This is a genomic window from Psychrobacter sp. CX97 (genome assembly GCF_057396285.1).
Window position 1 is genome coordinate 146,015 of sequence record NZ_JBXYJE010000007.1, and the last position, 12,319, is coordinate 158,333.

8 protein-coding genes are annotated in these 12,319 nt (G+C 41.4%); 4 read left to right on the forward strand and 4 right to left on the reverse strand.

Annotated elements, in window-relative coordinates; translation table 11 throughout:
* Positions 1-136: 136 nt before the first annotated feature.
* A complete protein-coding gene (locus AC2SLL_RS07540; RefSeq protein ID WP_486531072.1) occupies positions 137-4,396 on the reverse strand; it encodes an Rne/Rng family ribonuclease in 4,260 nt (1,419 codons plus the stop codon).
* Between the two features lie 1,309 nt (positions 4,397-5,705).
* On the opposite strand from AC2SLL_RS07540, the gene AC2SLL_RS07545 reads away from it, so the two are divergent.
* From AC2SLL_RS07545 to ubiA, 3 genes are all read left to right on the forward strand, one after another.
* Positions 5,706-6,830, forward strand: coding sequence for an RluA family pseudouridine synthase (locus tag AC2SLL_RS07545; protein ID WP_486531073.1), 1,125 nt, complete (start codon positions 5,706-5,708; stop codon positions 6,828-6,830).
* A 3-nt stretch (positions 6,831-6,833) separates the two neighbouring features.
* Positions 6,834-7,544 (forward strand): HAD family hydrolase, encoded by a 711-nt coding sequence (locus tag AC2SLL_RS07550; protein WP_486531074.1) that lies wholly within the window; start codon positions 6,834-6,836, stop codon positions 7,542-7,544.
* Between the two features lie 95 nt (positions 7,545-7,639).
* On the forward strand, positions 7,640-8,632 hold the full coding sequence (ubiA, locus tag AC2SLL_RS07555) for a 4-hydroxybenzoate octaprenyltransferase (RefSeq protein ID WP_486531075.1): 993 nt from the start codon (positions 7,640-7,642) through the stop codon (positions 8,630-8,632).
* Between the two features lie 52 nt (positions 8,633-8,684).
* Here the strand turns inward: ubiA and AC2SLL_RS07560 are convergent, their stop codons facing one another.
* The 3 genes from AC2SLL_RS07560 to efp form a co-directional block, all read right to left on the reverse strand.
* Entirely contained in the window at positions 8,685-9,368 is a 684-nt protein-coding gene (locus AC2SLL_RS07560) for a hypothetical protein (RefSeq protein WP_486531076.1), read from the reverse strand.
* Positions 9,369-9,572: 204 nt separating this feature from the next.
* Entirely contained in the window at positions 9,573-10,010 is a 438-nt protein-coding gene (locus AC2SLL_RS07565; protein ID WP_486531077.1) for a secondary thiamine-phosphate synthase enzyme YjbQ, read from the reverse strand.
* 161 nt (positions 10,011-10,171) lie between these two features.
* Positions 10,172-10,744 (reverse strand): elongation factor P, encoded by a 573-nt coding sequence (gene efp / locus AC2SLL_RS07570; protein WP_486531078.1) that lies wholly within the window; start codon positions 10,742-10,744, stop codon positions 10,172-10,174.
* A 74-nt stretch (positions 10,745-10,818) separates the two neighbouring features.
* On the opposite strand from efp, the gene epmB reads away from it, so the two are divergent.
* Positions 10,819-11,979: an EF-P beta-lysylation protein EpmB gene (gene epmB / locus AC2SLL_RS07575; protein WP_486531107.1), complete on the forward strand. Its 1,161-nt coding sequence runs from the start codon at positions 10,819-10,821 to the stop codon at positions 11,977-11,979.
* The last annotated feature ends 340 nt before the right edge of the window (positions 11,980-12,319 follow it).

Below are 12,319 nucleotides of genomic sequence, written 5' to 3' on the forward strand. Positions count from 1 at the left end.
AACTAATAGTCCCTATTCTTCTGATACTATCATATTCCTATTAAGCCACCTATGCTATTAAAAATCCATACTGTTAAACACATATGTTATTAAAAACTTATGCTATTAAGCAAAAATTCTATCTTAACAGTCACGTTTAACCGTCGTCAGATTGATTTGCTGATTCAGAACCCTCTTTATCTTTACGCGTACGAGACTTAGGTACTTTAGGCGTGGTTAAGTTAAGTAGGCCTGTTTGCGGCAATAGCTGTTCGGAGATATTTTCAATCATACTCTTATACGATTCGATACTCGTTTTATTTGATCCCCCATTTGCAGGAGAGGGCGTTGATTCTTTTTGAGTAGCAGAATCTTGTTGAGTGCTAGAATCAACCGCATGAGAGCTTGAGCTACTGGCTGTAGTATTGCCGTCCTGCGAATTATGTTCAATAATCTCAGCACTATGCTCGCTGACTTCTTCAACTTGATCAGCATTAGTCAACGCGCTGGCAGGTTGTTGGTTAGTGATGATGTCAGCTATTTTATGAGTCATCTTGCCAGTAATACTAGCATCTATGGCATTAGCTGTTGAAGCATCTGAATCAACTGGGTCACTTTTTGGATGTTCAGATTGACTATCAGCATTATCACTTTGTTGATCAGGGTGGATAATAGAATCAACAGCTGAAGCTACAGATATTAATACATCAAACGGTTGGCGTAGGGCCTTTAAGAATGCCGCTTCTGTATTACCAGCGCTGATCATATCAAGGCCATCTTGTCCCAATACTCGATAAACAAAGTGACCAACATTGAGCTTTAGCAGTTCAGCCATGGCCGCTGCTGGCGATTTGTCAGACTGAGTCGGCATTTGCGTCTCTATGGCCGAACTATCAGTCGCTGTATTAGTTGTTGGGTTAGTTTCCTCAGTAGCATTGTTAATAGTATCCAAGCTTGCTGATGTGGTCTCTACCGCTATATCAACAGCCTCTTGTTCACTTTCAACAGGAGGAATATAGTCAGGATGCTGACCGCGTGGATCGTTAGCGGCACGTGCCCTCACTGGTGTAGGCTCAACCTGGGTTTTACCTTGCTCAGTATGATGAGAGGCTACCGCTGACGTCATTGTGGCAAAATGCTTAAGGTCGTTTGTCGATAGTGGCTTATAGCCGTAATTTACAAAGCTAAACGCTTGTCTAGACTCATCATTTTCTGTGGTTGTCGTCTTCTTTTTAACCCTACTAGGCTTTTTATTACTGCCAGACGTTTCACTATGAGCATTTAATGCTGCTAAGAAGCAGTTTATAACGCCATCTTTTTGCAAGCGAGCGTTTGCTTGTGCAAGATGGGTATGGATAAACTCGCCTACTGTTCCCTTAATGACTGCCCTTTCATTTATAGGCGCGTCTACCGATTCAGGTTCAGTCTTTTTAGCAGTGTCTTTTAGGCTACTTTCATCCTTTAACCCTTTATCTATGTGATCTTTATTCATCAATCGTTTAACGATACGAGGGTCATTACTGGCTTTACCAAACTTTTGCGCTGTTACGTAGCGATCAGCAAATAGGGCCTTGGTATCAAAGGTCAGGGGTAAGGTGTTTAGAGCATCATCAATAACGTCATTAACCTCAACTTTGGCTTCAAGTGATGGCGAATTATCAGTTTCAACTTTTTCTGACGTTTTACCGCCTTTTGTCTCTAACCCTGTCGCTACATTCTGGGGTTTTGAGTACTCTCTATTATCACGTTTCGTTTCCACAGCCTTTGCGGTTGATTCAGACGATAGCGCTTTAACATCAGTCCCTTCAAGTGCAGAATCAGTAACTGGAGTAGAGTCAGTTATGATATCTTCCTCCCTTTTTTGCGTCACAGCGTCTTTTTTAGCGTCAACAGGTGCAGCTGTGTTGGCTGATTGTGTTTCCGCATTATCGCCTTGTTGGGTTGGTTTTGAGTTATCAAGTGATATATGAACCACCTCAGTTGGCTTATGAGTGGGCTTGGCTTCTGTTACATTCAAGCTTACCTCATTGGGGTTCAAATCACGTTCATTGAGGGAGCGACTACTTGATTTATCTGAACCCGACTTTTTATGGCTCTCCGACTTTGATTGTGACTGTCTAGAACTAGAACGCTTACTCTGTGAGTCTTTATTAGAATTATCGCTTGATTTATCAGTGCTGCGAGATTCCTCAGGTAGCTTTGCTTCACCACGCTCTATTGGTCCACGAGAGTCACGTCGGCTATTTGGCTCACGTTTGGGTAGCTCTTTTTGAGGGTCATTTGAGCTCTCCTGACGACGAGTAGGTTGCTGATTTGTGTCATCGGCAGTTGCATTATTGTTATCGTCTTGTTTGTGACGACGATTATCTGTTTTATTTCGCTCGCCTTTTTTATCGTAACGGTTGCGACTTCTATTGTTACGTGTACGGCGACGTTCCTTATCACTCTCATTATCATCGGCTAAGCTATCACTGCCGTTTACACTAGCACCATCATCGTTTGAGGAATCTTTAACAGCCGTTTTAGTGGGTTCCGATTCAGTAGAGGGTACAATCGGAGTACTTATACTACCAAATGCTCCAAGGCTTTGAGCACCAGTGTTAACGATAGCTTCAATCGCTTGAGCTGCGTCTGCACTTGTTACCGATGTTACTTTTTTAGCTTCTGGAGTAGGGGCAAATAAATTTGATAACCAAGCAACAGCAGAGGGTTTTGATTTATCAAGTTCCGCCTGTGCCGGTGGGTTATTGGCAGATTGATTAGGTTGAATGACAGTAGGTTTATCTACAGGCGCTGTAGAGTCTATTGCATTGGTACTAGAAGTGCGGGGCTGACGGATCGGCTGTTGCGCAGGGCGTTCTGACTCAGCAGTTTGCCAATTGACCTCATAGCCACGGTCGCTGGCTTCTTGCTCTTGAGTATCCGTCACGCGCTCATAACTCGATGGTGCAAAGCCTTGATGATTGAAATGTAAATTAAAGTTAGGCGACTCAAGATGAGCGTGCGGTAAAATTGTAATACGTGTTCCACTGTCTTGTTCTAAGTAAACCAGACTTTCACGCTTTTCATTTAATAAGAACGCAGCAATATCTGTTGGTACTTCTGCTTGTACTTCGCCGTGGCGCTCTTTTAGGGCAGTCTGCTCAATTTGACGCATGATCGAAAGAGACAGCGAGCGCAAATCACGGATCATACCGTTACCATGACAGCGTGGGCAAATGTAACCTGTTGATTCTTCAAGAGAAGGGCGCAAACGCTGACGGCTCATTTCCATTAAGCCAAAGCGTGAAATCTCGCCAAATTGTACGCGAGCACGGTCATACTTGGTTGCATCAACCAAGCGTTTTTCAACATCTTTTTGATGTTTGCTATCGTTCATATCAATAAAGTCGATAACCACAAGCCCGCCCATATCACGCAGGCGTAATTGACGTGCAATCTCGTCAGCAGCTTCTAAATTTGTATGATATGCCGTCTCTGATACATCAGCGCCTTTAGTCGACTTGGCTGAGTTAATATCAATCGATACTAACGCTTCTGTTTGGTCAATAACAATTGAGCCACCTGATGGCAGACGTACTTCACGTTGATAAGCGGTTTCGATTTGGCGCTCAACGTTGAAGCTTGTAAACATAGGCTCATAGTCAGTATATTTACGTAGTTTATCAACTTGCTTTGGCATCACTGCTTTGACAAAAGTTTCGGCTTCAATGAAAGCTTCTTCGTTGTCAATCCAAATTTCAGAGATGTCATCACGCAGGTAATCACGAACTGCACGTGTGACAACCCCTGCTTCTTGGTGAACTAGGCGAGGTGAGGGGTATTTTTTATTTTGATCTTGAATAGCATTCCAAATATTTAACAAGTGATCTAAATCATGTTGAAGATCGTCTTGAGTTTTGCCTATGCCAGCAGTACGAATAATAACACTCATACCCTTAGGTAAGTCTAGATTACCGAGCATGCGCTTCATATCTTCACGAAGCTTGCCAGAGATTTGGCGAGAGATACCACCGCCTTTAGGATTGTTCGGCATTAATACTAAATAGCGCCCAGCCAAAGATACATAAGTGGATAGGGCAGCGCCTTTATTACCCCGCTCCTCTTTTTCGACTTGAACAATAAGCTCATCGCCTTCTTTGATTAATTTACGGATGTTTTCATCACGAATCTTCTTGCCAGACAGATATTCTGGTGCAATTTCACGAATGGGTAAAAAGCCCTGACGCTTTGAGCCGTATTCAACAAATACAGCTTCAAGGGATGGCTCGACACGGGTAACATGACCTTTGTAGATATTGGCTTTTTTCTGTTCACGGGTACGGTTTTCTAGATCAAAATCATATAAGTGATTGCCATTACATAAAGCAACACGTACTTCTTCGTTGTGAGTGGCGTTAATTAAGATGCGTTTCATTGGTGTGTCCTAATAAATCATGAACACACAACACTTGAGGCAAGGTATAAGCTTGGTAGATTGGCGTGTCTGTTACTCATTAGCAGTAACCCACCTTCAAAAAAAAGAAAGAGAGTGTTTGCTTAAAATACCAGCACTAAAAACAATGGTGAGAATAGTTACTTTAATTTAATAGTTAAGCATAAAATACTGTTAGTAAAGTAGAGCCTATAGCAGTTAATGTATTGCTAGAACCTAGCTGGTTTGGCTAATACTTTTTGTGCCTTGCAGTCCAGCGATTTAATAGCTTGATGTATTAGTAGTTAAGGCAAGAGTATTGCCTATATAATACAAGCACAACGTTTGGAGCTTATTATTTCTGGTTATCGCCAGCCGTAATTATATAAATGACGGTTATGACAACAATTAAGTAAACTGCAAGTTATAACATTTAAGAGGGGTCATCATTAATATTTGAGAGCAGTGAGTTGTTAAGTCACTACCTGCCATATATAAATTTGCTTCTCTAAAATTAAAAGGTTTAGAGGAGGCATATCAATGGTTGTTTCAGGTATTAAAAATGGCACCGTCTTGATGATTTAACTATTTATTGTGTCAGTATTTCTCGTATATTATCAACTTTTAAGACTCGTTTAGCGGGGCGTACTTGGCAAATAACGGCTTTATGACTATTAGTGAGCGCACGAAGTGAGATTAAGATGCGCAGACTTACTGTTATTTGACCGCTAACATGGAGCCAGTCAGTTTTTTTGTTTTTTCCAAACTACGCTTAAAGAATCTGATAACATATAGCGGCCTTTATTTAAGTCGCTTATATTAGGTGGCTAATAGGTGTTAAAACAAGGAGTAAGGTTGTATTAACAAAAGTAGCAACCAGCACTATAGATTACATTTAAGCTTTTAAATAAGCTTTACAGGGTAAAGGAGGATAACACTGGCTTTTAACAAGTGATTCTCACAGTCCCTATGCTCATTGTATTGTGTTCATGTTAAGTTTTAAGGGGTTCGTGGCGCCTATTGTGGCGAAGTAAAAAGCAGTTGTAAGTTACTTAGTAATCACAAACCCATCATTATTGTTTATAAAGATAACATTGTGGGCTGACTTATACCTCGAGAGGCATTAATAGAGCTTCGATATTGGAAACGAGCATACTAAATGAGTGACCCAAAAAAGTAAAGGTTTACTCAGAACAATGCACGTGACCTAAAGTCAACGTGTTAGACTATAGCAAATCTTTTGCGAAACGCCTAACAAAATCTGTTAATTCCTAACAGTGATTTTAATAATTCTAATAAGTAAGCAGATAAAATGAACACAGATAAACCAAACATATCCAGTGAAGTGAAATTGCCAGAATCTGAATTTGGTCAGGATTACGCCTCCCAGCGCAGTCATGAGCCAGATTCAGAATCGGATTCTGAATCCATAAGACGAAACTCGACTAAAGCACGCCCGCAAAGTGCGGATGATGACATTGCGGACTTTAGTCAAGTCAATCATCTTGAAGTCTCACGTCATCAACATGACCAACGTGTGGATAATTTTTTACTGGCGCGTTTAAAAGGATTGCCTCGCCCGCACATCTATAAAATGATTCGTGCAGATGAAGTGCGAATTAATAATAAACGCTGTAAGCCGTACGATAAGTTACACCGTGGCGATATTGTACGTATTGCACCGGTCAAATTAGCCACTCGAGAAAAACCTATCATTGGCGCTGAATTTGCAAAAAACCTGCTTGAGCGGGTGGTGTATGAGGATGATGGACTCATTGTATTAAATAAGCCATCTGGTATGGCGGTGCATGGGGGTAGTGGACTTGATTTTGGTGTGATTGAGGCCATGCGTGAAGCGACTGGGAAAAAATACCTAGAGCTTGTACACCGTATTGATAGAGATACATCAGGGCTTTTAATGATAGCTAAGAAGCGCTCAAGCCTCAAAGTGCTACAAGAGCATTTGCGAGAGAAAACCATTCAAAAAAGTTACTTATGTATTGTTAAAGGCCAACCCGCACTTGACGACTTTGATATTGATGCGCCTTTACTACGCTATACTTTGGCCAGTGGTGAAAGACGGGTTAAAGTGGAGACGCACACTAAGTCTGGCTCTGCCAAAGACGCTAAACCCAGCCAAACCAAATGTAAAGTATTGGCCCGTTATGAGATAGTTGGCGAGCCTGTTAGCCTTATAAAAGCTATGCCACTGACAGGGCGTACCCATCAAATCAGGGTGCATTTAGCTTATATAGGGCATCCCATATTGGGCGACGATAAATACCATATCAAAGACACCACAAATGTCAGACGGTTGTGTCTACACGCATGGCAGTTGACTATTCCTGAGTACCCACACATTTGTGCGCCGTTACCTGAAGATATGCAATCTATTATTCCCGCTATAGTTGAGCTACCTAACGCAGTTGAGCCATAAGTTATGTTGTATAAAAACTCTGTGCAAGCAGAACCCCAAGCCGAATCAATGTTAACAGACAAAAGCTTGATTATTTTTGATTGGGATGGCACCTTGATGGATTCTATAGGCTTGATTGTGGAATCCATGCATGTTGCAGGCGAAAAGCATGGATTCAGCGCCACCGACGATGCTATTAAATCTATTATTGGCCTGAGCCTTATTCGCGGGATTGAGATTGTCTATCCGCAAGCCAACTCGGAGCAACATTTAGCCATTCAGAAAAGTTATGCAGATTATTACATCAGTAGTAGCACGCAGGCATCACAACCGCACACAAGGTTTTTTGATGGTATCGAAGCGATGTTGCAGCAATTAAAGTTACAAGGTAAGCAGCTTGCAGTGGCCACGGGTAAAAAGAGAGCTGGACTTGATAGGATGATGACCCTCTCAAACAGTCGACACTACTTCGTTAGTAGCCGCTGTGCTGATGAATCTGGCTCAAAGCCAAACCCGCAAATGTTGGTTGAAATTTTAGAGGAAACAGGGCACTGCTCCGAAGAGGCGGTATTTATTGGTGATAGTGTTCACGATATTAAGATGGCCAATGCAATAAATATGACCTCTATCGCAGTTAATTATGGGGCTGCCAGTCGTGAAGCACTGTCCGCTGAATCGCCAACTTTTCAAGTCGATACACCCAAAGAGTTGATAACTCTGCTGACCAGTGGTTAAAACAGCGATGCGCTAATCAATCAAACGGCCTACGTTAAGCTCAGCTTATGTTGTATATATTTTATCTCTCATTAACCAGTTAGTGCACAGCTGCCATGATTAAAAACGATACTTTTAACACCTCCAGTACTTTTCAGAAAAAGTTACGAGCTTATATACACCTTACTCGTCTAGATAAGCCTGTCGGTATTGAGCTTTTGCTATGGCCAACTTTATGGGCGGTATTTTTAGCTGCATTAGGTGCCGGCTCTGATGTTTTTACTGATTCAAATACGCTGAATATGAATTATAGCTCGTCAGCAATATTGTTTCCCAGCCTGCCCTCAGCGAAGGTGTTGATCATATTTGCATTGGGTGCCATTTTGATGCGATCAGCAGGGTGTGCCATTAACGACTTTGCAGATCGAAAGGTTGATGGGGCGGTTACTCGCACGAAGGGGCGACCTTTAGCAGATGGTAGGTTGTCAGGACGTGAAGCTGTAGGAGCCTTTCTCGTGCTATCAGCTGTTAGCTGTGGTTTGCTAATCTTTTTGCCTATTAACGTCTTTTATTGGTCGTTTGCTGCTGTAGCTTTGGCGTTTATATACCCCTTCATGAAGCGCTTTACTTATTTACCACAAGTGTTTTTGGCAGCAGCATTTGGCTGGGCTATTCCCATGGCCTATGTGGCAGTGCAGGGTACTCCAGATGTATGGTGTTGGTTATTGTTTCTTGCCTATATGTGCTGGACAGTCGCATACGATACTCAGTACGCGATGGCCGACCGCGATGACGATTTAAAAATAGGTGTTAAATCGACAGCTATTTTATTTGGGCGTCATGACGTACTGATTATTGCCCTGTTGCAAACTGCCTTTTTAGGGCTAATGGGCTTAGTGCTATATCACTACTTTGTAGACACAGTATTAGGTTTGATCCCTATATTTGGGCTTGGCTTCGTGGCCTTGATGTTTGCTCAACAAAACAAAGCGTGCAGGACGCAACATCCAGACGCTTGTTTCCAAGCATTTTTAGCCAATGTTTGGGTGGGTCGCTATGTCTTTGTTTTAATAGCCTTTAGCTGTATTTGGTTGGCGGTACAGGGATAAGGGTATTGTAGGTAATGCTGCCTTATGGGCTGTTTTGCATCAGTTAAACAAATTACATGGGTGTAATAACCTCGGCTTCCGCACTCACTGCCTCGTATTTAGCTGATTTACCTTTATATATTAAATCAATTGAACCACCTCCGCCATGGGTCACTAGCTCAATAGCGCCATCCTCAGAACGATAGGTTGGGTTGTTGCCTTGACCAGCGGGCGCAGTCAGAGTTACTCGCTTGCCAGAAGGTAATTTTAAATCGGCTTCTAAAACATCTACTGCTGAGGTCTGAAAAGTAACATAAATTACTTGTCCACTTTTATCTCGATACTCCACATCAGTCACTTGTTTATCTGACAAAGAAGGCTTTTTGTTAGTACTTTGATTATGAATGTTGGCGCTATGGGAATCATCGCCCTCTAAAGCCTTGTCAGAGACAGCCTCTACTCTCTCTTTTTGACCAGCGATATCGTTGACATCTATTGGGTCATCTTTATCGACAGAATGAACGTTGAGAGCCTCGTTACTACCGTTATCTGTAGACTCATCTTCAATCTCATCGACAACATCTGCCTTCGTGTCTTCTAAGGAGGTTGTTTCAGATGCTTTAACGTCCGACACTTGACCTTCGGTATCAGGCGTATCCGTTTTTTGGCAGGCAGAGGTACCAAGTAAAATACTGCCGATAAAAGTAATAGTGGGTATGAATTTGAAATGTTTAAAAGATGATTTAGTCGATATCATAAGTATGCTCATTGGTTATATGCTGGGAGGGTAGGGAGGGTATATGGTTAATATAATGAAATATTAAATCAAAAATCCAGCCGCAGTAAAAAGAAGTCATTGAAGGATGCAATCCTGTAACATGAAGCATAAATCGGGTTTTTAGACAAAGTAATAATTAATGGGTATAGGAACAAGGACAATTTAGACGAGCCAAAACTGTGATTAAGTGCTGACCGTTATAACAATATTTCGCCCACTGGCATGGTCACGATGCTCACAAAGGTATATGCCTTGCCACCGACCCAGACCAAGCTCGCCATTCACTAAAGGGACCGTTAAACTAATGCCTAGCATCATACTTTTTAAGTGGGCAGGCAAGTCATCAGAGCCTTCAAGCGTGTGTCGGTATTCAGGTTGATTTTCTGGTGCTATCTTATTCAGCCAATCTTCAGTGTCTAGGCGAACATCTGGGTCAGCGTTTTCATTAATGGATAAGCTGGCAGACGTATGTTGCAGGAATAAGTGTACCAGACCAGAGGATGCGCAATACTTCGCATTATCAGACATTAACTTATTAATCGCATTTAAAAGATGATGGGTAATGAGGTGCACCCCACGCTGATAAGCAGGGAGTGTTATAATTGTCTGATGATAGGCCATACTTAATTGTGCTGTGCTCTATGAAAGTTAGAGGGAAGTTATATAAAAGCCCAATTTATAGAATGAATTTATAATTGGGCCCAAACTCTTGATAAAATAGTAACTCTTAATATAGTAACTATTTAAATAAAATAGTAACCCGTAAAATTTAGAGTTTGTATCTAGCTGACACGAGTTTGGTAATCACCTGTACGAGTATCAACACGAACCACTTCGTTTTGTTGAACAAATAATGGTACACGCACGACAGCACCTGTCTCAAGGATAGCTGGCTTGCCACCACCACCAGAGGTATCGCCACGCACACCAGGGTCTGTCTCGACAATTTCAAGTTCAACAAAGTTTGGTGGGGTAACAGAGATAGGGACGCCATTGAATAAAGTGAGGGTGCACAAGGCATTACTATTTTCTTTCAACCATTGTTTGGCATCCTCCATTGCAGTAGCATCTGCTTGTACTTGCTCATAAGTTTCTGGGTGCATAAAATGCCAAAATTCGCCATCGTTATATAGGTAGTTCATTTCTGTATCAATGACATCAGCACCTGCTAAGCTTTCGCCAGACTTAAAGGTCTGTTCAAGTACTTTACCGGTACGTAAATTGCGTAGTTTGACACGGTTAAACGCTTGGCCTTTACCTGGCTTAACGAATTCATTATCGAGGATGGCGCAAGGGTGCCCGTCATACATAACTTTAAGACCAGCTTTGAATTCATTGGTTGAAAAATTTGCCACAATACAGCTCCTGAATACTAAATAAAGAATGCTAAAAAATTACTAATAGTTAATAAGTTGACATAATGAGCACTATGATAAACCATTTGTCCAAACAAGCAAATAAGCAAATACCACTAATAGATAGTGATAAAATTGCCAGTGATAAAATAGATAGTGATAAAATTGCCGGTAATAAAATAGACAATCACAAAATAGATAATAATCAAAACAGCAATGATGACTGCTTCGATGCTTCTGGCGTTTTCAATAATTCGCCACGCTGGCAATCACTGATGGCTGATGTCATAACAGATGTGGATGAGTTGCTGGATATTTTAGACTTAACTCATATAAAGTCTTCACTATACATTCCTAAAACTTTTGGGCTGCGTGTGCCGCGAGGTTTTGTGTTAAAAATGGAGCGGGGTAATAGTAAGGATCCGTTGCTACGCCAAGTGCTGCCATATCTGGATGAAAAGATATCAGTATATGGCTATGTGAATGACCCTTTGGCAGAGAAACAGCACAACCCTATTCAGGGTTTATTGCACAAATATCGTTCGAGAGTGTTGGTCACAGTGACGGGTGCCTGCGCCATACATTGCCGTTATTGTTTTAGGCAACACTTTGATTATCAGATGAACCTACCAAAAATCAAACAGCTGGCTAAAATTCAGGATTATATTGTACAGCATTCAGATATTGACGAAGTTATCTTAAGTGGCGGCGACCCATTAAGCGTTTCAAATCGACGTTTGAATATATGGCTTGATGCCCTTGAAGACTTACCACAAATTAAAGTCGTTCGCATACACACTCGGCTACCAGTGGTTATTCCCGAGCGATTGGATACTGAACTATTAGATCGCCTTACCGCTAGCCGTTGCCAGATTATCATGGTTATACACACTAATCACGCTAATGAGATTGATACTAAGACAGGTCAGTTTTTATTAAAGGTAAAACGTCGTGGTATCACTCTGCTCAATCAAGCCGTACTACTTGCTGGTATAAATGACTCTGTTGATGTTCAGGTTGATCTTAATCGTAGATTATTTGAGGTGGGTGTCATGCCCTACTATCTACATTTACTTGATAAAGTGGCAGGGGCAGCACATTTTGATAAGCAGAAATCGCAAGCAGTGAGGTTGTATTGGCAATTGCTTGAACACTTACCAGGATATTTGATGCCAAAGTTAGTACAAGAATTACCGAATAAACCCTTCAAAACACCAGTAAACTTGTATCTTTAGAGTGATTTTAGGGTTGTGTTGTATGGACATCTGAACACAACTCTTATAGTTGCTGTATGATAAAAGTTAGCGGAACAATCTGGAGTAGGCTCCTCTGTATTTTCGTATTTTAAGAATCTGTATTCACACCCTATAATGGGTTATTTTCGCCTAAAATAAGCCGCTACTTCGTTAAAGTTAGGATTACATAGAAAATGGCTATTCAACCCGAGCGTTCAGCTTAATAATGCCTCGTATTAGCACATCTTATTCTAAAAATCCGCAAACTTTAGCTTATGAATACAGGTTCTAACTTTATTTAGCGCCTTATCTTTAATTTACAGTTTCCCTTTAATGTGTA